The following is a 24,680-nucleotide window of genomic DNA, read 5'->3' as shown; positions in this document are numbered from 1 at the left end:
TGGCCACGGGCTGGCTGGGCTGGTCGCCTGAGGTAGCTTGGCGTACGCCGCTCCCTGAGTTGTTTCTGGCCATGGACGCCAGAATCGAATGGGCGCAGATGACGAATCCTTTTGGCGGCAAGCCGTCCGGATCGAAGGAGAAGCCGAAACCGTCGACCGTTGCAGAAAAGCTGCGGCAGGTTCTGACGGGGCGGCAGGCATAATTTAGTCTTTTTGCTGTCCCCGATGTGATGATAGATTGCCGCCATCTACAGGGAGGGTTGAAAGTGCTGAGAGTGATATGCGTGACGGTTTTGGCGTTCGTGATTTCGGGATGTGAGACCACTCAAGTGTCTGCGGATCGCGCAAAACAAGTAGCTCAATCAGATGTTTACGCGTTCAGCCGTCAAAAAAATCCCGACGACGCGAGGATCGTGTTCACCCAGGATGCGGGGGCAATGAGCTGTTTTGGAGCGGGGATGTCTGTTTACCTTGATGGTCAACTTGCAGCAAAGACTAGTCATGGGGAAAGTGTGAAGCTCTATCACGCGCCGGGTCCGGCGCAGCTCAGTATCAAGAACAACGCCATGTGCGCTGGTGGTGACTTGAGCGGCCTGCTGCTGGAGCTCAAGCCGGGCCTCTCCTATCAGGTTCGAGGTTACCGGGGTATGTGGGACAAGCCTGAACCGCTGCTCACCACTCCTTCTCCTTTTAAATACACGAAGCAATAGTCTGAAGAGGGGCAGCAGTATTAGCTGCTGCCCTGAAGGCTCAACAAAAAAACAACTCGCTTCGGCGAGTTTTTTTACGCCCGGAGAAAGCAATGGCTGACACAGACGTTCAGGGAATGCTGGTCAGGATTGAGGCAACTACCGCACAACTGCGGCAGGAAATGGCTCGGGCTGACTCCAGTGTTGCCCAAGCATCGGGCAAAATTGATAAGAGCTTGGCAGGTATTGATGAGGCGTTCGATCGAGCCGGAGAAAGCGCGCAAGGAGCTACCGGTTTCATCAAGAGCGCGCTGGCTGGGGCGATCGGGATTGCTTCAATCAGCAAGATCGTCGAGGCGGCGGATTCCTACGGCCAGATGTCTGACCGGATCGGCATGGCCACGAGCAGCGTGGGTGAATACGACCTGGTCCAACAGCGTCTGTTGGACACTGCCAAGCGCACCTATCGACCGCTAAGCGAAGCACAAGAGTTATACATCCGCACCTCTGACAGCCTGAAGTCGATGGGATACGACACCGGTCAGGCCCTGGACGTGATGGACAGCTTCAGCTTTTTGCTGGTGACCAACTCTGCTTCAGCCGACAAGGCCAGCTCGGCGATCGATGCCTACTCCAAGGCGCTGCAAACCGGAAAAGTCGAGGCTGATGGTTGGCAGTCGATACTTGCAGCGATGCCGACGGTTGTGGACACCATCGCAAAATCGACCGGGAAGACAGCGGAGGAGATCCGAAGTCTCGGCGCACAAGGCCAACTCGGTTTGGGCGTGCTCACTGAGGGGTTGCAAAAGACTGCTGAGGCCAACGGTATATTGGCGGACAGCATGAGCGTTGCAGTGCGCGACGCAGTGCAAAACCTCTCGAATGCCTTCACTGTGTATCTCGGTAGGTTAAATGAGACTACCGATTTCACCGGCGTCTTGGCAGGGAGCATCGGTGCGCTCGGCGACAATTTCGGAACGTTAGCGGATATCGCGATCGTTGCGGCCATCGCTGCTCTGACCAAGTACGGCGTGAGCGCCGCTGATTCCGCTGGCGTGGCCATCTATTCGGCATTTCAAGATGCGGCGGCTCGCAAAGCCCAAGCTGCAGCCATTCTCCTCGCCGCAGAGGCAGAGCAAAAGAAAGCTCAAACATCGGTGTTCCTGGCTGAAAAAGAAGTGGCCGCAGCACGCGGCACGGCTGTGCAGACACAAATGTCGATCCAGCTTGCCGAAGCGCGAATGGTCGAAGCGCGGGCAACAAACGCGGTCGCCGCTGCCCAGGCCGGCCTGGGTCGGGCCGGTGGCGTCATCATGGGGCTGCTCGGCGGCCCTATAGGTATCGCAGCTCTCGCCATTGGCGCTGCTGCTGCGTTCCTCACTCTGCGCGACAACACTAGTGTTCTCGAAAAGAAGCTGGGCGACCTTAGCGATCCCATCGACAAATTGGTCGACCCATTCAACAAACTCAATCGAGCCACCCAATCGGTCACCCTTCGCGAACTAAAGGCTTCCATCGAGGATGCTGAGAAGGATCTATCGACGGCTGCCGGTTCGATTGCGTTTGAGTTCCAAAGCAGTCTGACCAATGCAGGATTGGCAGGCGCCTCCGGCTTCATGGGCGGCATTGCGCCGCTGCCGGCTGAGTTCCAGTCTGCGATGGATGTCATCAACAAGGCCTCTGCCGACCAGTCCGCTGGTATGGTTGTCGACTGGAAATCGGTAGCGGACCAGGTACGCGTTGTCCCTGGTGTGACTGCTGAAATGGCAGACGCGCTGGAGAAAAGTGGAGGCGCTGCGGCAGAGAATGCCGAACAGGTCGCCCAACTTAAAGCCGCCCTGGCTGCGCTTACTGGCCAGACCGATGAAAACACCCGCGCCCAGTTGGAGAACGCTGCCGCCAAAGCTACTGCCGCAGGCGTTGGCCAGAAATATCTGGAGCAGTTGCAGAAACAGCTTGGCGCAGCCCAAGACAAGACAGCGCTCGCGGCGGCTAACCGGTTCATAGCTGAGAATACGCTGCTCACGGAAGGCATGATTGTCGCCATTCGTTCGGCCGCTGCCGCCAAGGATGCTCAGAAGGCGTCCGATGATGCCGCGGCTAAAGCGTCTAAGAAGCACACAAGCGAATCAGAATCTGCCGCGAAGCAGCAGCTCAAATCCTTCCAAACTACGGAGGAGGGCTACAAACGCCAGATCGAACTGATCAACACCACAGGCGACAAGCAAAAAGACGCGTCCGAGGTCGCCAAACTTTCCTTCGAGCTCCAGGAAGGCAAGCTGGGCAAATTGTCCGAGGCGCAGAAGACACGTCTGCTGGGCATGGCTGCTGAGCTGGACGCGTTAAACAAGATCAAGAAGGCCAACGAAGACGACCTGAAGTTGACCGCCTTCAAAGCGGCACAACGCACTGGCACGCAAACCTCACAGGATGGATTCGATCAAGAGCTGGCTGGTATCGGCCTGGGCGATAAAGCCCGTGATCGTATTCGCGCCGATCTGGCGCTTCGGCAGAAGTATGCGGCCGACCTGGCCGCCTTGAACGAGCAGCGCAACACCGGGCAGATCTCGCCGGAGCTCTATGCCAGCGAGACCAAAGTTCTGCAGGACGAGCTCGGCAAGCGCTTGTCGGCTCAGCAGAGCTATTACAGCCAGGTGGATGTAGCGCAATCCAACTGGGCCAATGGCGCGTCGAACGCTCTGCAGAACTACGTGGACCAGGCTGCAGACGTCGCGGGCCAGACGCAGGAGCTGTTCTCTAACGCGTTCGGCAACCTGGAAGATGGCATCGTCAATTTCGTGAAAACCGGGAAGCTGTCCTTCAAGGACATGGCCGACTCGATCATCGAGGACCTGATCCGCATCCAGGTCAGGCAGGCCGCTGCCGGTTTTCTCAGCAGCGCCTTCGGCTTTATGTCCGGCGGCAGCCAGGCGCTGGGGCAGGGCACGATGACCGGATTCAGCGAAGGCGCAATGGTCGCGAATGCTAAGGGCGGTGTGTACAGCTCGGCCAGTCTCTCGTCCTATTCGGGCGGTGTTTACAACACCCCGCAGACCTTTGCCTTTGCAAAGGGCGCGGGCATCTTTGCGGAGGCCGGACCCGAGGCAATCATGCCGCTCACCCGGGCCGCTGACGGATCGCTGGGTGTTCGAGCGGTGGGCGGTTCAGCGGGAGGTGCTGCCGGTAATGAAAGTGCGTCCACCACCACCGTCGGCGGGATCACCCAATACATCACGGTGAAGGGCAATGCTGATGAGTCGACCCTGGCGCAGATCCAGGACGCAGCTCGTCGCGGCGCTGAAGGCGGCTACCAACTGATGCTGAAAGACCTCAAGCAGAACGGCCCAGCACTTCAATTAATCAAGCGCCGATAACCGGCTGTAGGAGTTTTATGGCTATCGTTTGGCCGGCTTCGCTGTGGCCGTCGCAAATGACCTGGGGCATGGTCTACAACAACCGGGCATTCACGTCGACGCTTTCCAATGCACAACAAATCATGGGCTACCCCGGTGCGTATTGGCTGTGCACGCTCAACTTCGACGATCTATTCGACGAGGATGAGCGCGAGCTGACAGCGTTGCTGGGCAGGCTGCATGGCATGTTTGGCACCGTGAATATCCCTGTATTCACCAGGATCAGAACCGACAACATCGGCGCCCCGGTCATCGTGACGGGTAATGCCCAGGCCACCAACCTGACCATCGGCGGCGTGACGCCCAGCAAAAAAGTCTTTGCCTACGGCGACTACATCACGATCGCGGGTGAAATGTTTGAGGTGGTTGAGGACGCCGTTTCGACGGCGCAGGGACGGGTCCAGGTGTTTCTCAACAAGCGGATCCGGCGGTCGCTGCCCGCCGGCGCCGTCGTGGAGTACAAAAATCCGTATTCGGAAATGCGCCGTGTCGACGACACCAACCAGCTGACGGTGCAGCCCGTCGTGGCCAATGGCAGCTTTCAATTCAGGGAGGCCTTCTGATGCCGTCTTCGTTCCCTTTCAGCCAAAGCGTGGTGAACATCATCGCCACCGGCAAGTTCATGCCGGTCTATGCCGTGCAGCTGGATTTTGCCGACGGCATGGTGTTCGCGCACACCGGTACCGGCCAGCTGGTAATCGACGGCATCACCTACGAGGGTGTCGGCACCTTTGGCGAGGTGAGCCAGTCGCAGGAAAGCGATAACTCCAACTCTCCCATGTCGGTCGAGCTGACCCTGAGCGGCCTCGATGCCTACATCCTGTCCGAAACCAATGTGCGCGGCTGTCGTGGGCGCCTGGCGAAAGTGATGTTCGTGGTGTTCGACGAGAACGGCACCTATGCCGCTGACATCCTCTTCTCGGGTCGCATGGATGCCGCCAAGTTCTCATTTGCCGGCAATGGCCAGGAAGGCAACAGCATCACCGTTCCGGTGATTGATCGCATGGCCGAGTGGAACCGCACCGGTACCGAACGTTTCACCGATGAAAACCACCGTGCTCGCCATGAAGGCGATCGCTTCTTCTATGCCATCGCCCAAATGTCCGAGTGGCCCATTTACTGGGGTTCCACCAAGGACGCACCAGTATTCACCTACGAGTAAAGCCATGCGCTATCAGGACTGGACCACGCGTCTGCATGACGTGATCAAGGCTGCCCAAGGGCGGCCTTTTTCTTGGGGCGAATTTGACTGCTGCCTGTTCGCCGCTGATTGCTCGGCCGCCGTTTGTGGTGTCGATCCAGCTGCGCAGTATCGCGGCAAATACACATCGGAGGCGGGCGCCAAGCGGCAGCTGAAAAAGCAGCACGGCAGCCTTGAGGCGGCTTGGGACGCATGCTTTCAGCGGGTGTCTTTGGCCTTCGTTCAGCGTGGCGACGTGGTGCTGTACGACGCCCCGAACGGGCGAAGCATGGCGGTTTTCTGGGCGGGCGACTTCTGGTCCACGACCGATGAAGGCGTTACCCGGGTTGAGTGTGAGCCGTTGGCGGCATGGAGGGTTGAATAATGAGTGCGGGCGTAAAAAAACTTGCGCAGGTCGTGGTGGGGGCGGTTGTAGGGTTCGCCCAGGGTGGCCCTTGGGGCGCCGCAATCGGTGCGGGGCTGGCGTTCTATGCGGCTGAGCAACAGGAGAAGCTCAGCACCAAGTCGCCTTTGCGCGATAACGAGCCTTCGGCGCAAACCGTCCGATCCTCAAAGGCACCAGTGCGTTTTATCCTCGGCCGTGTTGCCACGGGTGGCGTGCTCGTGTGGGCCCAGGAACAATCCGGCAACCAGGCGGATGGCGAATGGCTGCACATGGTCTACGTGCTGAGCGAAGGGGATATCGACTCGCTGGAGAACATTTATCTGGGCGAAGAGGAAATCGGTTCGTTCGGCGCATATGCCAGCTATGAGCTGATCGTCAATCCCACCCAGGTGAACGCGTTCCTCAAAACCAACTGCCCAGGCTGGAAGGACAGTCAGATCGGCCGTGGCCTTTCGTTCGTGCGCGTTTCGCTGCGTTACAGCGCTGAAAAATTCCCCTCCGGCATTCCGGATGCGCGGTTTGTGGTGAAAGGGCGCAAGGATATTTTTGACCCGCGCACCGGCGCCACGGGCTACAGCGCGAACACCGCACTGCACATTCTGTGGTACCTGCGCGCACGCTGCGGCGTTCCGGATGACGAGATTGTGTTTTCGACCTTCGCCAGTGCGGCCAACGTGTGCGATGAAACCGTCACCAATGCCGACGGCTCGGTCAGTCAGCGTTACCGGACCGCCTGCGTCATTGGCGCAGACGAGCAGCGCACCGGCGTACTGCAGAAGCTGGAAGCGGCGTGTGCCGGCAAACTCATTCGCGTGGGCGGGCGCTGGATGCTCCAAGCAGGTGCCTATTACGGCCCGCACGATTTTGAAATCACCGAAGACATGGTGGTGGGCACGATCACTGGCAGCACCGAGCCAGCCAATGATGCAGCGATCAATGTCGTGCGCGGTACCTTCGTTGATCCTTCGCAATCGTGGACTGAAACTGACTATCCGGAGGTGCGAGTCGATCAATGGGTCATTGAGGATGGCGGCGAAGCCGCAGAGACGCTGACTTTTTCCTACGTCACCGACCCCTATCAGTGCCAGCGCCTCGCGAACATCGAGCTTCGGCGCCGGCGCGCCGGCGGGACCATCAACATTCCCATGAACCTCTCCGGCTACAACTGCCGGCCCGGGCGCGTGATCCGGGTGAATTTGCCGTCGCTGAATATCTTGGGCGAGTTCATCGTCACCAACTGGTCGATGGGCGACAAAGAGGGCTGCAGTGTCTCGGTGGCCCAATACGAGCAGCCTATTTTCAGCGACGCGGTTGGGAAGCCCTACAACCCGATCGGCTTTATCAACCTGCCCGCCGGTGGCCTTGGCTCGCCGACCAACCTCAAATGGGCGCCGTTGGGATCGGGCGAGGTAACGCAGGGCGTTCTGTCATGGCTGCCGCCGGCCGGTATCGTGAAGGAATACGTGGTCATCGTTCGCCAGGGCGGAACGGCGATTCAGTCGCACAATGTGCCGGCCACCTCCACGACGTGCACGATCAACGGTTTGGTGTCCGGCAACTACACGATGAGTGTGGCAGCAGTGGGGCCTATGGCACGATCGGGCGAAACTACGCTCGCCGTCAATGTGAATGGGCCTCCCATTCCGGAGGCCTGTGTGGTGCAGTCGTCCATCGACTCGATCACCCTGATTCCGTCCAACACCCTGCGCGGTCTGAACGGTGGGACGTACGAGTATTTCTTCAGCACAGTCCCTCAGTCCGATCCGAAGGATGCGGTGTATGTGGGACAGGGCCTGTCGTTCACTCACACCGGCCTTGGGTTTTTCACCAACTATTACTACTTCGTCCGGTCCTCGAACGCCTACGGCAAAAGTGCTTTTCTGTACGTGCCGGCTTCGACTTCAAACGATGTCGGGGCCTACCTCGATGCGCTGGATGGAAAGCTCACCGAGAGTCAGTTGGGCCAAGAGCTGTTGGATCGAATCGAGCTGATCGATGGTCCGCCGGCATTGCCAGGTTCTGTGAACAATCGCCTGGTAGAGCTTGACCAGCAAATCGGTGAAGTGACTGATCATCTTCAGGAACGCGTTAACGAAGGCCAGCAAGCACTCGCCGAAGCTCAGGCGAACTTCACCGAGGCACAGGAGACGCTGACCGAAGCTCAAGCGGCGATGCAGCTGCAGCTCAACCAGGTCAGCACCATCGCCAAATCGGGCGAGTATCAAAAGGACAAGGCCTATGGCGTCGGCGCATCCACACGTCTGAACGATCGTCTGTATCAGGCCAAGATCGCGGTACCGGCGGATGCGACCGGGGCTAAGTCGCCACCCAACGCCACCTATTGGCTGGATGTCGGCCAGGTCGTGACGGATTCCAACGGTCTGGCCACACGTGTCAGCACCGCTGAAAGCAAAATCACCAACATCGAAGGGGTCAACACCAGCCAGGGCACGGCGATCACCGGGCTGAACAACAGCCTGACGACCACCAACGGCAACGTTACCGCCGCGCAGTCTGCAGCGAACGCGGCGAACACCCTGGCCGGTGGCAAAGGCAAGGTGATCGTGCAGACCGGCGCACCGGCGGCAGCCGATCAACTGGCGCAGAACCTGTGGATCGACATCACCGGCGGCGCGAACACGCCTAAGCGCTGGACGGGTGCGGCCTGGGCAGCGGTGACGGACAAGGTGGCAACTGATGCGGCAGCGGCGGCAGCCAATGCCCTGTCGGTGGCCAACACCAAGGCAGACGCGGCGGCTTTGACCAGCCTGACCACTCGCGTGGAATCTACAGAAGGGACGATCAGCAGCCAGGGCACAGCGATCACCGGGCTGAACAACAGCCTGACGACCACCAACGGCAACGTGACCGCCGCGCAAACGGCAGCGAACGCGGCGAACACCCTGGCCGGCGGCAAAGGCAAGGTGATCGTGCAGTCCGCTGCGCCGGCGGTGGCGGATCAACTGGCGCAAAACTTGTGGATCGACATCACCGGCGGCGCGAACACGCCCAAACGCTGGACGGGATCGGCCTGGGCGGCGGTGACGGACAAGGTGGCAACCGATGCGGCAGCGGCTGCGGCCAACGCTCTGTCGGTGGCCAATACCAAGGCCGACGCGGCGGCGCTGACCCGCCTGACCACCCGGGTTACCTCGGCGGAAGGGACGATAAGCAGCCAAGGCACCTCGATCACTGGGCTGAACAACAGCCTGACGACTACCAACACCAACGTGACCGCTGCGCAGACTGCAGCGAACGCGGCGAACACCCTGGCCGGCGGCAAGGGCAAGGTGATCGTGCAGACCGGCGCGCCGGCGGCGGCCGATCAGCAGGTGCAAAACCTGTGGATCGACATCACCGGCGGTGCGAACACGCCGAAGCGTTGGACGGGTGGTGCCTGGGCCATAGTAACAGACAAGGTGGCAACCGACGCGGCAGCAGCGGCAGCCAATGCCCTGTCGGTGGCCAACACCAAGGCCGACGCGGCCGCGCTGACCAGCCTGACTACTCGGGTGGAGTCTGCAGAAGGGACGATCAGCAGCCAGGGCACCTCTATCACCGGGCTGAACAACAGCCTGACGACCACCAACGGCAACGTGACCGCTGCGCAAAACGCAGCGAACGCGGCGAACACCCTGGCCGGCGGCAAGGGCAAGGTGATCGTGCAGACTGCTGCGCCGGCGGTGGCCGATCAACTGGCGCAAAACCTGTGGATCGACATCACCGGCAGTGCCAACACGCCCAAACGCTGGAATGGCTCGGCGTGGGTCGCAGTGACGGACAAGGTGGCAACCGATGCGGCAGCGGCGGCAGCCAACGCCCTGTCGGTGGCCAACACCAAGGCCGACGCGGCGGCACTGACCAGCCTGACGACCCGGGTTACCTCGGCGGAAGGGACGATCAGCAGCCAGGGCACCTCGATCACCGGGCTGAACAACAGCCTGACCACCACCAACGGCAACGTGACTGCTGCGCAAAACGCGGCGAACGCGGCGAACACCCTGGCCGGCGGCAAGGGCAAGGTGATCGTACAGACCGCTGCGCCGGCGGTGGCGGATCAACTGGCGCAAAACCTGTGGATCGACATCACCGGCGGCGCGAACACGCCAAAACGCTGGACGGGCTCGGCCTGGGCGGCGGTGACGGACAAGGTGGCAACCGATGCGGCAGCGGCGGCAGCCAATGCCCTGTCGGTGGCCAACACCAAGGCAGACGCGGCTGCGTTGACGGCGTTGAACTCGCGAGTGACCAGCACCGAAGGCGCGATCACTTCGCAAAGTGACAGCCTAACGCAGCTCAACAACAGCCTGACGCGCTTCGGTGATAACTCGCCGACGAGTGTCTATCAGAGCTTGTTCAACGGTCTGGCCGTGGATACCTGGGCGAAGACTCTGGCTTCAACATTTGGCGTTGAGTCGTTGTCGAACGTGGAAGGTAACGTCAGCGGCGCCACGCTCACAATCGACATTCCAGGGGCCTCGAACTGGTGGGGGGCCACCAACAAAAAGATCCGGTTCGATCCGACTCGGCTGTACAAGCTTTCGGTACGGGTGCAGCAAGTGTCTGTGCGGGCCGGTACGCCGCCGCAGTTTTTCGCGGGCCTCGATTGTTTCGCCGATGACGGTGTGACCCGGGTGAACACCAGCGGGGCGAACTCCTCAAGTTCGTCGCATTACCTGCTGGCGAACTCAAAAACCCTGGTCGTGGGGGAATGGACCGAGCTGGTCACGTATGTGAAGGGGCACACCACGGGCACGGGAGGTTCGGGACTGGGCACCATCGCCAGTCCTAAACCCCTCAAGGCAGGGGCGCGTTACATCTCGCCGATGTTGATTGCGGGATACAACAACTTGGGTGGCGTGGTCGCGCTGGACTATTTCACCATCGACGACGTGACCGATCAGGTGCAGATCGATGCAACTTCGGCTGCAGTGGCTTCGCTGGATTCCACGGTGACCCAGCAAGGCGCGACGCTGACCAGTCAGGGCACCTCGATCACTGGGCTGAACAACAGCCTGACGACCACCAACACCAACGTGACGGCGGCGCAAACTGCAGCGAACGCGGCGAACACCCTGGCCGGTGGCAAAGGCAAGGTGATCGTGCAGACCGGTGCGCCGGCGGTGGCCGATCAGCAGGTGCAAAACCTGTGGATCGACATCACCGGCGGCGCGAACACGCCCAAACGCTGGACGGGTTCGGCCTGGGCGGCGGTGACGGACAAGGTGGCAACGGATGCGGCAACGGCGGCAGCCAACGCCCTGTCGGTGGCCAACACCAAGGCCGACGCTGCGGCGCTGACCAGCCTGACCAGCCGGGTGACCTCGGCGGAAGGGACGATCAGCAGCCAGGGCACCTCGATCACCGGGCTGAACAACAGCCTGACCACCACCAACACCAACGTGACGGCGGCGCAGACTGCGGCGAACGCGGCGAACACCCTGGCCGGCGGCAAGGGCAAGGTGATCGTGCAAACCGGCGCACCGGCGGCGGCCGATCAGCAGGTGCAAAACCTGTGGATCGACATCACCGGCGGGGCGAACACGCCGAAGCGTTGGACGGGTTCGGCCTGGGCGGCGGTGACGGACAAGGTGGCAACCGATGCGGCGACGGCGGCAGCCAACGCCCTTTCGGTGGCTAACACCAAAGCCGACGCAGCAGCGGTCACGGCCTTGAATTCACGGGTGACCAACGCCGAAGGCACAATCACTTCCCAAAGTGACAGCCTGACGCAGCTCAACAACAGCCTGTCGTCGTTGCAAGGTGATGTAGCGGGGCTGGGCTTGGACCCAGCACCCAATGCGCTTTGGCAGTTCGATACCGGTGTGGAGGGTTGGACTAATGGAGGGTCCACTGTTGCCTGGGCGGATGGCCAGGTAACGATCAGCTCAACAGGTACTGACCCAACGTTCTCCAGCCCATCCGGGTTGGGGATCAGCGGCTCGCTGTATACCAAGGTTCGGGCGCGGATCACGCGAATCGCCGGTGCGGGTTGGGATGGCAAGGTGTTTTATGCCACGCCATCGCACGCTGTGGGGTCGGGTTACTACAAAACCTTGGCAAACCCAATGTTGGCCAATGGGCAAAGCGCGGTGCTGGAATGGGACATGGCGGCGCTCTCCGTGGGCGGCTCGGATTGGGTCAACTCCACTATCTCGCAGATCCGCCTCGACATTGGCGGCGGATCTGCGGCAGACGTGTTCGCAGTCGACTGGGTGGTTGTCGGTCGAGCAGGTCCGGGGGCCAGCAGCGCGGCGCTGTCGTCGATTGATTCGAAGGTCACTCAGCAAGGCGCCACCCTGACCAGTCAGGGCACCAGCCTGACGTCGCTGAGCAATAGCCTGACGACTACCAACGGCAACGTGACTGCTGCGCAAAACGCGGCAAACGCGGCGAACACCCTGGCCGGTGGCAAGGGCAAGGTGATCGTGCAAACCGGCGCACCGGCGGCAGCGGATCAACTGACGCAAAACCTGTGGATCGACATCACTGGTGGCGCAAACACGCCCAAACGCTGGACGGGTTCGGCCTGGGCGGCGGTGACGGACAAGGTGGCCGCCGACGCAGCTGCAGCAGCGGCCAGCGCCTTGTCAGTGGCCAACACCAAGGCAGACGCCTCGGCGGTCAGCAGCTTGACCACGCGCGTGACCAGCACCGAACAACAGATCACGGCCCAGGCTACCAAGTTGGACGGGATCTATGTGCAGGTGAACCCGGACATGGCAGGCGATTCGGCTGGCTTTGCAGGGGCAACGACCAGTTTTGTGGGGGTATGGACCGAGCAATCCGCGCGAATCGAGGAAGGCATTCTCTCTGCCAAACGTACCGACACTGTCGAGGCGACCGCCAATATTGCCGTGGATTTAGGCCAACAAGGCGTGAACCTGGGCCAACAAGGCGTGAACTTAGGGCAACAAGGCGTGAACCTTGGCCAGCAGAACAGCGCCGCTGTGCAGCAGGTCAGTGCAGTCGTTCAGCAGGTTAGCCAGGCGCAGATTACGGCGGATGGCAAAGCGTCGGCCATGTGGGCGGTCAAGCTGCAGGTAAACGCACAGGGGCAGTATGTGGCGGCCGGCGTGGGTCTGGGTATCGAGAACGGTCCGGCGGGCTTGCAAAGTTCTTTCCTTGTGAGTGCTGACACATTCGCGGTCGTAAACGGGATCAATGGCACGCTGTCATCGCCTTTTGCAGTAACGGGCGGCCAGGTATTTATCCGGTCTGCGTTTATCCAAGACCTCTCATTGTCGTTCGGCAAGATCGCCGACAACATCCAGTCGGACAACTATGTGGCTAATAGCACCGGTTGGAAGCTGAGCAAGTCGGGTGGCATGGAGCTGAACTCGACGGTCGCCGGCCAGGGCAGGGTGCAGGTTACCAATCGGGCGGTGAAGGTCTGGGATGCCAACGGCATCCTGCGCGTGCAACTGGGAGATCTTGCCGCATGAGTTTTGGCATGAGGATGTGGGGCGCCGATGGGGCGCTCCAGATGGATGAAAACTCGTTCACGATGCGTGTGGTGATGTCTGCGGTCGTCACCTTCTCGACCAACAATAAAGCCAATCAAGACTTCTCTGTGCCTGGCAGTGATGCTTCCAACTCGGTCGCAATCGTTATTCCGGTGGGGCCATATAACGAAGCGACTTCCTATCAATTTGAAACTGAAATGCTGTCTGGGGTTGCGCGTGTCTACAACTACACGCGCACTTACGCAGCCAGTCTGTCCACCAGTGGAACCATGCGATTGATGGTTATAAGGTTTGCCTGATGAGCTTCGGACTCAGCTTCACCAATAACAGCAACAAGGTGGTCATCGATTCCGAATACGCCCGGCTTAACTTCATCTGCAGCGGCCGCTATGCGCCGACGCAAGAGTCTGGGCTGGGGTCGACCACTTATTTTCCCAGGGTGATCACGAGTGTCGAGCCACCCCTGGTTTTCTGTCGGCCAGACAGTGGGGGTATCGCCGGGCTGACGGCCATGCAGGTGATCGGATCGGCGGGCAACTGGACCGGTTTTTACGTCCGGGCGTATGACGTCAACACCAACCAGCCCAACGGCCGATACTTCGCTGCTTCATTTGGCGCACAACCGGTGGCGCAGTTTGGGCTTCGGCTGTGGGATGGCTCGAGCAAGTTGTTGTTCGATTCGGGCACGCCATGCGTGCTGTTCACCCGGGCGTTTCAAAACTGGACCTACGTTCGTTCGGAAACATCGCCGACTGGGAGCTTCAGTAACTTCTATACGGTTCCGTTCAACTTTCCAGAGAACGAATATCTGCTGATTAACAACTTCGGCATGTACATGGTGACCGGGTCGCCCTCTGGCCGACTTCTGAAAACGCTTTGGGATTTTAATGCCGGTGTGCTGTATGCGGTGACCGCTGGATTCAACAACCCATACGCGTTTTTCCTGCCTGCAGTATTCGCCAAAATTAACGCGTAATCCAAAAGACTTCAGTCTCTGGAGCGCGCGTATGTTTCTAGAAAATTCAGGAAGTCATAATGGCTAAACAAACAGTCAACCTAGGTGCAACGCCGAACGGAGCCGGTGGTGATACGCCGCGAAGTGCCTTCACTAAAGTACAGGCCAACATCGACGAACTGTATGCCGCGTTGGGCGCGCCAGCCTCCGGGGCGCTGCCCGCCGCGCTTCCTGTGATCGATGGCGGTACGGGGTCGACCACGGTAGCCGGTGCGCGCGCCAACTTGGGTTTGAAAACGGGCGCTTTGGTTAACATTGTGGGCACCATGGCGGCTGGCGACATCATGGAAGTCGGAGCAAATGCCAATGGCACCTACTTCAAATTCGCGAACGGTTTGATGATTTGCCGGGGTGAGTTTACGGGATATTCGGGAGGCGTTTTGAAGACTGTCAACTTACCCATGCCATTCGTTGACGGTAGTAACGGTTGTGCGGTATCAGTCATCCCATCGACCGGGTATGAAGGTTCGCCCACATATTGGTGTGGCAGCACGCAATTCAACTTTTATTCACCGAATACGCGAGTTTCTAACGTAGTAGTTTATGTCGCAATTGGGAAGTGGAACTGATGATTATCAATCTTTCGCCTCAGCGGCGTGATGACACTCTGGTGGCTTTTAAAACCGGGAATAAGCTGAACCTGAACTATGAAGAGTTTGATTTTTCTAAGTTGGGCGAGGGCGACACTCTGCCGAGTAATGCCATAGGGTCCAACTGGTTTTTCGGTAACGTGGAGCGCCGCGCGGGAGAACTGGAACTGACACTGCTGTTACCGAACCCGGTGAACTACAGTCCAGCTCAGGCCTTTCCAGTCCCGCTGGTAAATGTCCCGGACGGCCAAGTGGTATTCCCTCGACCCCTGCCAGATGAAAATGGTGTTTACGAAGAGCTGGTTAAGTTTAACCCCGTCCATCCCGCGCGGTTAGGCGTGATTGACTGGTCTCAGGTTGTAACCAAGGCCATGAAAGAGGCGGCCGCCAGTGCTGCAGTGCTGCTCGCCGCCAAGGAATCCTTGGTGCAGCGTAATACCGACGCTGCGTTACGCATAACGCGAATCAATGACCGTATCGAAACCCTTAGCTACGGCATCGAAGCCGGCGAGGCGAGCGAAGAGGACGAAGCCGAACAAGCACTGCTGCAGCTCAGCCTCAAAGCGTGGAAGGGCTACAAGTTCGCCCTGGGCAAGGTCACCATCCAGGCCACTTGGCCTGCTTCACCTGTCTGGCCGCTTGAGCCCGCCATGCCTGACATCCCGGCAGATCCCGAGGCCATGGCTTCCGAAACCCAGTAACACCCCTGCAATACCCATCACCCGCCATCGAGCGGGTTTATTTTTGCCTAAATTTTGAAACCGGAGATTCACCATGTCCTTTATCGTCATCAACACCAGCAATAACTACGATCCAATTCACCAGATGGAATTCGCGACCGCCGAAGAGGCCGACGCCCATGCGCGGGAAATTGTGACAACGCAACCTCAGGCAGTCGTTCGCACGGCTCAACTGATCAACACCTACACCGCGAAGGTAACCGTCACTTCGAAGCCGGTGCAGATCGTTCCGGATTCGCCTGCCAGCTGACAGAAGCACGTGATTCACGCCCGCCCCGTGCGGGCTTTTTTTCGTCTGGAGGAAAGTTATGACTGCAACTGAGAACGATCGCGACATCCTGGCTCGAACACTGTGGGGCGAGGCACGCGGCGAAAGTCTCGCCGGCCAGATCGCTGTGGCCTGGACCATCCGCAACCGCGTCAACGATGGCAAAGCCAAGTCGTGGTGGGGGGAGGGCTACGCTGGGGTGTGCCAGAAACCGTACCAGTTCAGCTGCTGGAACAAAAACGACCCCAATTATGCGTACCTGAGCAGCGCGAAGCCGATCCCGTTCCGCGAGTTGGCTCAGGCAAGGATCGCTGCTGACCAGGTGATCGCGGGCAAGGTGCCAGACCCCACCGGCGGCGCGACTCACTACTACGCGACGACCATGCCGAAGCCCCCATCCTGGGCGAAAGGCGCCAAGCAGACTTTGAAGGTGGGGCACCACGTATTCTTCAAGGACGTACCGTGACACCCGGGGCATTGAAGGCGGCATGGGTAGGGACACATACCGGTGAATCCCTTTGCCCGCTCGGCACCTGAAATTGACCGCTGCACATGAATCAAGTTAACTGTATATCTGTACAGTATCGGAATCGTGCGTCATGAGCTTTTCAATTCTAGGCCCCATTGCCGTTGGCGGCAGGAAATTGCCACTTTGCCTGTTCCATGTCCCGGCGGGCTTTCCTTCGCCGGCGGCTGATCACATCGAGGCGCACATATCGCTGGATGAGGTGATGAACATCCGTGCACCACACGTCTACCTGGTATCGATTACCGGGGACAGCATGCAGGGAGCTGGAATTTTCGACGGCGATTTGGGGGTAGTGGATCGCTCGCTTGAACCAGCCCACGGCAACATCGTTGTGGCACTGTTGAACAATGACCCGGTCTGCAAGCGTCTGTGCATCAGGGGCAAGGACGTGATCCTGTTGTCTGAAAACCCCAAATACCCTCCGCGGTATGTACTCGAGGGTGACGAGCTCTCTATCTGGGGCGTGATCACCTGCAGCGTCCGCAGCCATGTCTAAGCCAACGCCGGTTTTTGGGTTGATCGATTGCAACAGCTTCTATGCCAGCTGCGAACGGGTATTTCGTCCGGACCTCGCCAAAGTTCCGATCGTGGTGCTTTCAAACAACGATGGTTGCGTGATTGCTCGTAGCTACGATGCCAAGCCTTTCGTGAAGATGGGTGAACCGTATTTCCAGATCAAAGAGAAGCTGCGGCACCACGGCATCGTCGCGTTCTCGTCCAACTACGCGCTTTATGGAGACATGAGTGAGCGAGTGATGACGTTGATTGAATCGATGGTCCCTGCGGTTGAGGTTTACAGCATCGACGAGGCGTTTGCCGATCTCACCGGCATCGAAGGGCTGGATGCACTCGGGCGCCAGATCCGCAGCCAGGTACTGCGATGTACCGGCATTCCCGTCGGCGTGGGCATCGCTCCTACCAAGACCCTGGCCAAGCTGGCCAATCACACAGCAAAACGTTTGCAGGCCCAGACTGGCGGTGTCGTGAATATTTGCGACCAGGTCAAACGCGACTGGGTGTTGCGCAACACGGACGTGGCCGAAGTTTGGGGTGTAGGCAGGCGCATGAAAGTGCACTTGGACGCCTTGGGCATCAAAACCGCTATGGACTTGGCAAAGGCTGATGCGTGGTCTTTACGCAAAAACTTCAGTGTAGTGGTCGAGAAAACCGCCAGGGAGCTGGCTGGTACTGCTTGCTTGGAGCTGGATGAGCCAGACCCGCCGAAGCAGGAGATCTGCTGCAGTCGGATGTTCGGAAAACGGTTGAAGGAATTACCGCCCATCAAGGAGGCCGTGGCCACTTACATGATGAGGGCATCTGAGAAGCTGCGAGCCCAGAAGTCGCTGTGCAAGAAAATCAGGGTCAGCATTCGAACCGGGATGTTCAATCCTGAAGAGGCCAAATATGCGAACGGCGTGATAGTGGATTTACCCTATCCGACGGATGACGTACGCCTGCTGACCAAGGCTGCCGTCGACGCCCTCGATAGAGTGTTTCGCCCGGGCTTCAATTACAGCAAAGCCGAAGTGCTGTTACTGAATCTTTGCCAGCCAGGCGAGTACACCGATGATCTGTTCGCCATTTCCCAGCCGGCTGAGGCAACAAGAGTGATGGCAGTGCTGGACGAGATAAACGGGCGGTGGGGTAGGGGGACACTGCGCGCAGCCAGTGTACCCACCAATCCAGACTGGGGCATGCGCCGGGAAATGATGAGTCAGAGCTACACCACCAAGCTGGACCAGCTGTGGAGGGTATTTTGCGTTTGAGGAGATGCCTTTCGGCAGAACGCCCGGCAAGGGGTGCGATAGTTCGAATGAGCTGGCAGACCACCTGTCCGCATTCGACCGAGGCTATGTAAAAACTTTTTTAGCGCAATTGGAGCCCTGTGTCGATGGACCGGTCCTATTCCACCCAGGCCGATCATTCGCGAGTCTCTCTTGGACTGCAGCATAGATCTGGTGTGAGCCCATAGTTAGCACGGCCACTTGCCATTCAACCAGTTGATTGCGATGCTGCGGAGCTATGGGTCTTGTCCTCCGCCGGCATCTGGCGAGTCCGTATTGACAGAACTCTCAGACCCTCTCTACCACCTACGCTGGCGCTGTTTGTTGCCAAGGAGTATGCGTGAAATCTAAACGGTTTGAATTAGCGCTGGACCGACTTCAGTCCTCGGATTGGGCCGCATTCGAACGTCTCGCCTCAGTATTTTTAGTTGCTGAATTTGATGAGTTACGTACGGTGGCGAGCCCATCTGGGGACGGAGGAAGAGACTCTGAATTATTTGCTCCAATGGACGATCCCAAAGTGCTCGCACAATATTCAGTCTCAGTAGACTGGCGTGCAAAGATCAATGCAACCGTTCGCCGCCTCAAGGACACTTTCCCCGAAGCATTGGTTCTTATGTATGTAACCAACAAGCAAGTTGGAGCGGACGCGGATGATCTTAAAAAAACTCTGCGCACGAAGTACGGCCTAGCACTGGATATTCGAGATAGAAGTTGGTTTGGCGAGCGAGTAAATGAATCCCAGTCGAGACAAATCGCGGCCGAAGAGCTTGCTTGCTTAATAGTAGATCCATATTTAGCTTCATATGATGCGTCGCCGCACGTAAGTGCTGAACTAAACTCCCCCGAGGCAATTGCAGCACTCACATTTTTGGGGCTGCAGTGGCAGGATGATGTCAGAGAAAAAGGGTTGACTAAGCTGGCCTTCGAGGCTTTGGTACGCTCCGCTCTTATCGACACGCACTCGGATAGTCGTGTAACTAAATTAGAGTTGTATTCTCGGATCGAAAAGGTCTTTCCAAGACATAAGGCGGAAGAGCTCCGTGTTCACGTCGATACTGCAATAACACGTTTAGGTAAAGGCGCAATTAAAGCATGGCCCGGCGATGAATACTGTCTTGCGCACGATGAGGTTGTACGGTTTAACGAGTTTAGGGCTGCAAATGCTCTGGCGGAAACCGAACTTATGGAGTCGGTCGATTCAATCGCTAAGCTGCTAGTTACTGCCCGAGGCATACCGGGCCAGCACCAAGTAGAGTTATCTAAAAGGCTGAGGATTGTCGTGGATGCAGTTCTATTTGAGCGTAGCCAGTCATTCGCATTGGCCGTTCAATCAGGAGCGCTTGCTGCGCTGGCCGATGCAGATTTTAAAGATACAATAATTTCTGAGATAGCTAAATCGACCCTTCCAAAGCTGGCAGGGGTTGATTGGTTGTCGGTGATTCAACTTGGTATACGTGAAGTGCTTCTAAGCGAAGCGTTGCCAATTCAATCTTATTTGCGCTCCCTTGCTGACTCTTACACTTTGATGGCGTTTCTGCAGCAGACGCCCGACGTGCAGCGGGCAGTAGAAAAGATGTTTTCGCACGGCACTCTTTGGCTCGATACCACCGTAGTTCTACCTCTAATTTCAGATACGCTTTTGTCTAGCGAGGACGGCAGGGGCAGGTTTACTAGGATGATAGATACAGCGCTAGATGTTGGGCTGAAACTATTCGTAACTCCAGGTGTAATCGAGGAGGTTGAAAGACATATGAATAGATCCTTGATATGCGCTCGTCGGCCACATGCGCAGTGGCAAGGCGCTATTCCTTACTTGCTAGAGCGCTATGTTGCAAGTGGTCGCTCTACCGGCTCTTTTGCTGATTGGCTCAACAACTTCCGGGGAGAGTCTAGACCTATTCAGGACTTATCTGATTATTTGCATGATACATTTGGAATTGAGACTCTTGGTCTTGAGGAGGAATGTATGCGTGCTTCAGCCGAATTAAGAAGTGCACTACAAAGTATTTGGCTGGAAAGATATGAGAGAAGGCAGGAAAAGTACGGGGCTCCTTTGGACGATATGGCCATATCTCGTTTAGTCAGTCATGATATTGAATGTTATGCGGGAGTAGTACAACTTAGGACTCAGGAGCGTGCGTCCCCGTTCGGTTACAGCGCTTGGTGGTTAACTGTTGATAGGCAAACATTTGATTTGAAGCATCGACTGCGTTCTATGATGAATGACGTACCGCCTGACTCACCAGTTATGAGCGCGGATTTTCTCGTAAACTATCTTGCAATTGGTCCCTTGAGGAGAAAGGTTAATAAGACTGATGAATCTCATCTTCCTTTGCTAATGATCCTTGGCAACGCTTCTCAGTTAACTCCTGAGCTTATGGCGGAGGCTGGTACGTTGAGAGAACAGTTTAAAGATTTACCAGAACGCTTAATTCGAAGAAACGTTAGGGATGGGCTGGACCGAGCAAAAGCTAGTATTGGGCCAATTGCTAGCCAGGGTATTGATGCGATTGACGAGTCAATTCAAAGCTAATCTTAGTATAGGGGGTGGTGTGTGACGACACTGCCTCCTCTGCGGCTACAGCGTTATATAACGTTAACTATATCATTCGTGCGTTCGGTGTTGCTGTATTCGGAGAACGCCTGATTTAGTTATTGTCCTACGAGCTAAGACGCAGTCGAGAGGGGGTTTTCGGGCCGCCTTTGGCTGATCGATGCCCTTTGCGCCAGGAAGAAATCGGCCGGAGACTGAAAGTCAATTCATCACGTTGTAAGCGGTTCGGTATACGGATTTGTGCCCTTGTCAATTGTCAATTTTCTCCATCACAAATTGATGAGTTTTATTATGCCACTTCCTCTCAATCCTGATGAAATATCAGTGCCCTCATGAGTGTTCAACAATTTTTCGCATGATAAACATTTGTCGCTAGATGCGTTATCATGTTTGTCTGGGGTTTTTTTTAGAATTGCTGAAACTAGCTGGGGCCCCAGTTGAGCGATAGCTTTGAAATGGAAGCTTTGTGTATATTCTCGCAATAGTTGGTCGCCGCTTTTGATCATTGCGGAACCTAATTGCAGCCCATTATTTCCGGCGCTGTATGAGACTGTATTGCAACACGCAATAAAATCCCCGTTACTCAGGAGGGTAGGTCGATTGGCTTCATTGCATGCGGAGTAAGCCATATCTTTTTGGACGCTCCGATCTGCGGGCTGCAGTTGAGATGCGCGACCTATGTAATCGATCGGGGAACTCATGACTATTAAGTTTTTTCTTCCTGATGTTAATGCAGCCTGATAGCGTTCCAGCTCGTCAGCACTTTCATAAACTATCATTATCTCAACTGTTTTGTGTGATGAGATTCCAATGTCAATAGCTTCATTTATCAGTTCGATAGAAATAAATTTTTCATGCCATTTGCTGTAGCTTATAAACAAATGTGTGAGCCCGATAAGTTCATTTCCGGCTAACATTTTTTTTATCAGTTTGCTATTTGTCCAGTAGCCGTTTGTGTTGACGCCAAATAGCTTTCCATGTTCATGGGCGTAGTCAGATATTTTCTGAAGATGTTTAGGGTGTAAAAAAGGTTCGCCGCCACTCGCATGAAAAGCTTTGACGTTATCCGAGGATGAAACTGAATTTAGGAACTCTTCCAACACAGCGAGCGGTAGAATGTCATTCTTGCTTGGCGAGCTTTCGGTGCAGCAGTGGGCACAAATAAAATTGCACTTATTTGAAAGAAACAGACCTATCACCGCTCCGCGGTCGCTAAAGTTCTCCCTGAAGCTCACAAGCATTAACCCAGTATGGCGCGGCACGCCGCGCCATAGGCGATATTTGTCATTAAAAGCGAGGATCTAATGGCGCAGTATTCTCTATCGTCTGGCTTTATACTATCTATTAGTTCGTAAATTTCCGCAGCGTGCCCAACGTCTGCTTCAGCATGAATCGCCAGCGTTCTAAAAGCAGACTCGTCGAGAGAAGTTTTTGCCTGTAAGTACGATATGGCTTGTACTGTTGGAGGGTGTGATTCGAGTGCTAACATATATCCTATTACGGCAAATGGGGTGATATTTCTAATTTGGTAGTAAGCGATTCCAGGGACGGCTAAAACCTCAGCGCACAACGTATTGGTTAAATAGCTTTCAGACTTATCAGTCGCGCATCTGAGATCCTCGAGAGCCCACTCGTAGTGATTAGACTCTTCCTCCATGTGCTTCTCAAGGTACGGCGTTAGCTTGGGGTTATATGGTTCTACGGGGCTCGTTATGGCGACCTTCATGATGTCCACACTAGATCTAATTATGTGACACGTAGCTGCTAGATAATTCAAAAATTGAGTCTCTGGGTTTATAGAGTTCAATATAGTTCCGTAAGGACTTCCGATTAGTTTGTCAGTAGCCATCGATAGTGTTTTTAAATTTTTTGAGCCCATACAATTACTCTCTTTTTTTTATGAGAAGGGGGCGCCGCCCCCTTCCCATAATTTATGTCGACTCAGAAAATTTTTCCGCCACATATGTTTGCGGGGGTCGCAGCATCCTTGGGAAGAATCTGTTGAGCCTTTATTAACGCCTTGATCTCATTCAGTGTCAAATTTCCGAGAGCGTCAATTTCATTTTGAGACAGGCACTCGGCGCCCTGCATGCCTAGGTCAGTAAAAGTTTTAAGTGTCGCTGTTCTTGCTGCGTTATCACCTGACATGTCCAAGCCCTCCACGTTAGAAGTGAGTTAGTAACTGAAAAGGTGCTAATTACCAAACTCAGCGTAGCTTCAAAGTTTGACAGCGCAAGGTCCGATAAAAAATTTCAAGCAGTAGAGTATTTCTGTATCAAAAATGGACACCTTTTACGATTTCAGCCCTATAACTGGTGGGAATAACGGCGCGTTATGATCTCGTTATTTTGGAGTTTGCGATGGACGTAGATCTACGTCGAGCCACCGTCGTAGATTGACTGCTGTTGGCCGATTCTGTTCAGAAAGTCGGCCATGGTCTGCGCATCAGAAAAGTACGCATCCGAGATTGAAATCTTTACTTCTGGCAGAGGCTTCCGAGCTCGGATTTCACGTAGCAGCGTAAAAAAAGGGCGTTTTCATCAGTCGATGATCAGGCAGTGTAGTCAGGCCGACTTTTTCAACAGAATCGGTCGATATCAGTCATTCGGGGCATGAGGACGGTCGATTCGCTTTAAGGGTGAGGCAATATGAGCTTGGCAGGACGCTAGAGAAAGGGGGGGCTTGTACCAGTTTTTGTACCAGTGACCATGAAAGCAGGTCAAAACCAGGTTCTCCTGAGTAGGTAAGTGCCCGCATCCATTGACTATTATGTCGCGGGTATCGTGGGCGAGGTTCTGAAATGCCAAGCGCCGAAGATTTGAGGCTCCGGGGCTGCTATTTTCACTTTCATACCCCGGTGCCTGGCGAACCTGGAGCCGTCAAAATTAACGTCTAGTAGACGTCCGTCAGACAGGTTGTCAATTTTTGGTAGCCTGCTGCAGTTTTGCAAGACACTCTTTTAGTGCTGGAGCAAGGCTGGGGTCCTGGCTATGTTGTCCCACTGCAGCGTCTGCAAGCGCAACGCCTCCTTGTACGACATTAGCTGCTGTGGTTTCAGCTACCACCCGACTGTCAATTTTAATCAAAAACTCTTTTGCTCTAGGCTTTGAAATGGGATCTTTTGCCGAGATTTCCATGCATTCATTCAAATCTTTAACGGCACCATAGCTGCCGATTGTGCTCAAAAAACCGACTGCTAGGTAAGCGCAATAAACACCACCAATCACCAGGCCTGCAACGCCAAATTTATTCAACAGAGATTTCCTCTTTGTCTGCCGCTCAAGGTTTTCAGATGGGGGATGGCTGAAGGCCATTATTATGCATGCTTGCCTCTGTGATGCGTAACCTCTCCAAGCACAAAGACTGTACAACTGATGACGGCATGCGCCACGATGGTTTAATTACTCAACCGTAGGTGGATAGAGCTATCACGCTGGCGGGTAGATTGCTGACGAGCAAAGCTGACCTGCTATTGCCCCGGTCGGAGAGCTACCCATGATCACCGACTTTCCACCCGCAGGAAGAAGAGCCCACGTGTACCCAGCGTATGCCCCATAGCTATTTTTCCCGTTAATTTCGATATACCAAGAGTCTTTCGATCTGTCTCTGGCTTCCCCTCGGTCGTCCGACGTCAGGAAAAATGTGTCTCGAAACTTCGCGCTTTCAGGATCCTTCAGGTAGTAACTTGCCGTCGTGTGGGCTAACTGGACGATATTTTCGTTCATCGAATATCGGTAAAGGACCGAGGGTTTGGTAGGTGCAGACTTTGGTTGCGTGGTGCAGCCAGCCAGAGAGAAAAGGATAAAATATAGCGCGAGCTTTTTCATGAAACATTCCATTGTTTATATTTTCGATACTGCTGGGTTGAGGATGCTACACGAGTTGGTCTGCCTGGCGCTCGCGTGGGATCCGTCTTGCGCAAAACCTCCTCTAGAGCCCGCGTGTTTCCGTTTGCATGAGCACAAAAAAGCGGATGTTTTGCCACCACCTAGAATCAATATTATCCTTGTAAAACAAGTCATTAGGTTAATATAGGCCCCAGC

Annotated in this window: 21 protein-coding genes and 1 pseudogene; 17 read left to right on the top strand and 5 right to left on the bottom strand. The window is 56.1% G+C overall.

Annotated elements, in window-relative coordinates:
• The first annotated feature begins 71 nt into the window (after nt 1-71).
• The 17 genes and pseudogenes from EQV97_RS29010 to EQV97_RS22080 all read left to right on the top strand — a co-directional run bounded on the left by EQV97_RS29010 (nt 72) and on the right by EQV97_RS22080 (nt 20,616).
• Nucleotides 72-203 carry a hypothetical protein gene (locus EQV97_RS29010; protein WP_346769740.1) on the top strand — a complete coding sequence of 44 codons (132 nt, stop codon included), beginning with the start codon at nt 72-74 and terminating at the stop codon, nt 201-203.
• 81 nt (nt 204-284) lie between these two features.
• Nucleotides 285-710: a hypothetical protein gene (locus EQV97_RS22155; RefSeq protein WP_240890008.1), complete on the top strand. Its 426-nt coding sequence runs from the start codon at nt 285-287 to the stop codon at nt 708-710.
• 92 nt (nt 711-802) lie between these two features.
• Entirely contained in the window at nt 803-4,063 is a 3,261-nt protein-coding gene (locus tag EQV97_RS22150) for a phage tail tape measure protein (RefSeq protein ID WP_240890007.1), read from the top strand.
• 17 nt (nt 4,064-4,080) lie between these two features.
• Nucleotides 4,081-4,665 carry a hypothetical protein gene (locus EQV97_RS22145; RefSeq protein ID WP_240890006.1) on the top strand — a complete coding sequence of 195 codons (585 nt, stop codon included), beginning with the start codon at nt 4,081-4,083 and terminating at the stop codon, nt 4,663-4,665.
• Nucleotides 4,665-5,264 carry a hypothetical protein gene (locus tag EQV97_RS22140; protein ID WP_240890005.1) on the top strand — a complete coding sequence of 200 codons (600 nt, stop codon included), beginning with the start codon at nt 4,665-4,667 and terminating at the stop codon, nt 5,262-5,264. The genes EQV97_RS22145 and EQV97_RS22140 overlap by 1 nt, the downstream gene beginning before the upstream one ends.
• Before the next feature lie 4 nt (nt 5,265-5,268).
• On the top strand, nt 5,269-5,667 hold the full coding sequence (locus EQV97_RS22135; RefSeq protein ID WP_240890004.1) for a hypothetical protein: 399 nt from the start codon (nt 5,269-5,271) through the stop codon (nt 5,665-5,667).
• Nucleotides 5,667-7,766 (top strand): annotated as a pseudogene (locus tag EQV97_RS22130) (fibronectin type III domain-containing protein); the annotation flags it as partial. The gene EQV97_RS22135 and the pseudogene EQV97_RS22130, both read left to right, overlap by 1 nt.
• Nucleotides 7,767-7,859: 93 nt before the next feature.
• Entirely contained in the window at nt 7,860-13,133 is a 5,274-nt protein-coding gene (locus EQV97_RS29005; RefSeq protein ID WP_346769744.1) for a DUF1983 domain-containing protein, read from the top strand.
• 8 nt (nt 13,134-13,141) lie between these two features.
• Nucleotides 13,142-13,453 (top strand): hypothetical protein, encoded by a 312-nt coding sequence (locus tag EQV97_RS22120; protein WP_240890101.1) that lies wholly within the window; start codon nt 13,142-13,144, stop codon nt 13,451-13,453.
• Nucleotides 13,453-14,130: a hypothetical protein gene (locus EQV97_RS22115; protein WP_240890003.1), complete on the top strand. Its 678-nt coding sequence runs from the start codon at nt 13,453-13,455 to the stop codon at nt 14,128-14,130. Before EQV97_RS22120 ends, EQV97_RS22115 begins: the two co-directional genes overlap by 1 nt.
• 59 nt (nt 14,131-14,189) lie before the next feature.
• Entirely contained in the window at nt 14,190-14,738 is a 549-nt protein-coding gene (locus EQV97_RS22110) for a hypothetical protein (protein WP_240890002.1), read from the top strand.
• Nucleotides 14,739-15,130: 392 nt separating this feature from the next.
• Nucleotides 15,131-15,460, top strand: a complete 330-nt coding sequence (locus EQV97_RS22105; protein ID WP_240890100.1) for a phage tail protein — start codon at nt 15,131-15,133, stop codon at nt 15,458-15,460.
• 73 nt (nt 15,461-15,533) lie between these two features.
• Nucleotides 15,534-15,749 carry a hypothetical protein gene (locus EQV97_RS22100; protein WP_240890001.1) on the top strand — a complete coding sequence of 72 codons (216 nt, stop codon included), beginning with the start codon at nt 15,534-15,536 and terminating at the stop codon, nt 15,747-15,749.
• Between the two features lie 58 nt (nt 15,750-15,807).
• Nucleotides 15,808-16,233 (top strand): cell wall hydrolase, encoded by a 426-nt coding sequence (locus EQV97_RS22095; RefSeq protein WP_240890000.1) that lies wholly within the window; start codon nt 15,808-15,810, stop codon nt 16,231-16,233.
• A gap of 133 nt (nt 16,234-16,366) precedes the next feature.
• Nucleotides 16,367-16,792 carry a S24 family peptidase gene (locus EQV97_RS22090; RefSeq protein ID WP_240889999.1) on the top strand — a complete coding sequence of 142 codons (426 nt, stop codon included), beginning with the start codon at nt 16,367-16,369 and terminating at the stop codon, nt 16,790-16,792.
• Nucleotides 16,785-18,062 carry a translesion error-prone DNA polymerase V subunit UmuC gene (gene umuC / locus EQV97_RS22085; RefSeq protein WP_240889998.1) on the top strand — a complete coding sequence of 426 codons (1,278 nt, stop codon included), beginning with the start codon at nt 16,785-16,787 and terminating at the stop codon, nt 18,060-18,062. The genes EQV97_RS22090 and umuC overlap by 8 nt, the downstream gene beginning before the upstream one ends.
• Nucleotides 18,063-18,420: 358 nt before the next feature.
• A complete protein-coding gene (locus EQV97_RS22080) occupies nt 18,421-20,616 on the top strand; it encodes a hypothetical protein (protein ID WP_240889997.1) in 2,196 nt (731 codons plus the stop codon).
• Nucleotides 20,617-20,906: 290 nt separating this feature from the next.
• Here EQV97_RS22080 and EQV97_RS22075 read toward each other — a convergent pair whose 3' ends face one another.
• The 5 genes from EQV97_RS22075 to EQV97_RS22055 form a co-directional block, all read right to left on the bottom strand.
• Nucleotides 20,907-21,899: a radical SAM protein gene (locus EQV97_RS22075; protein WP_240889996.1), complete on the bottom strand. Its 993-nt coding sequence runs from the start codon at nt 21,897-21,899 to the stop codon at nt 20,907-20,909.
• Nucleotides 21,878-22,363 carry an iron-containing redox enzyme family protein gene (locus EQV97_RS22070; RefSeq protein ID WP_240889995.1) on the bottom strand — a complete coding sequence of 162 codons (486 nt, stop codon included), beginning with the start codon at nt 22,361-22,363 and terminating at the stop codon, nt 21,878-21,880. Before EQV97_RS22070 ends, EQV97_RS22075 begins: the two co-directional genes overlap by 22 nt.
• A gap of 215 nt (nt 22,364-22,578) precedes the next feature.
• Nucleotides 22,579-22,785 (bottom strand): hypothetical protein, encoded by a 207-nt coding sequence (locus EQV97_RS22065; RefSeq protein WP_240889994.1) that lies wholly within the window; start codon nt 22,783-22,785, stop codon nt 22,579-22,581.
• A gap of 770 nt (nt 22,786-23,555) precedes the next feature.
• Nucleotides 23,556-23,891: a hypothetical protein gene (locus tag EQV97_RS22060; RefSeq protein WP_240889993.1), complete on the bottom strand. Its 336-nt coding sequence runs from the start codon at nt 23,889-23,891 to the stop codon at nt 23,556-23,558.
• Nucleotides 23,892-24,065: 174 nt separating this feature from the next.
• Nucleotides 24,066-24,464, bottom strand: a complete 399-nt coding sequence (locus EQV97_RS22055; protein WP_240889992.1) for a hypothetical protein — start codon at nt 24,462-24,464, stop codon at nt 24,066-24,068.
• Nucleotides 24,465-24,680 lie beyond the last annotated feature (216 nt).

It is taken from the genome of Pseudomonas sp. TMW22090 (genome assembly GCF_022496665.1).
Lineage (GTDB): Bacteria > Pseudomonadota > Gammaproteobacteria > Pseudomonadales > Pseudomonadaceae > Aquipseudomonas > Aquipseudomonas gregormendelii.
This window is presented reverse-complemented; position numbering and strand designations above follow the sequence as displayed.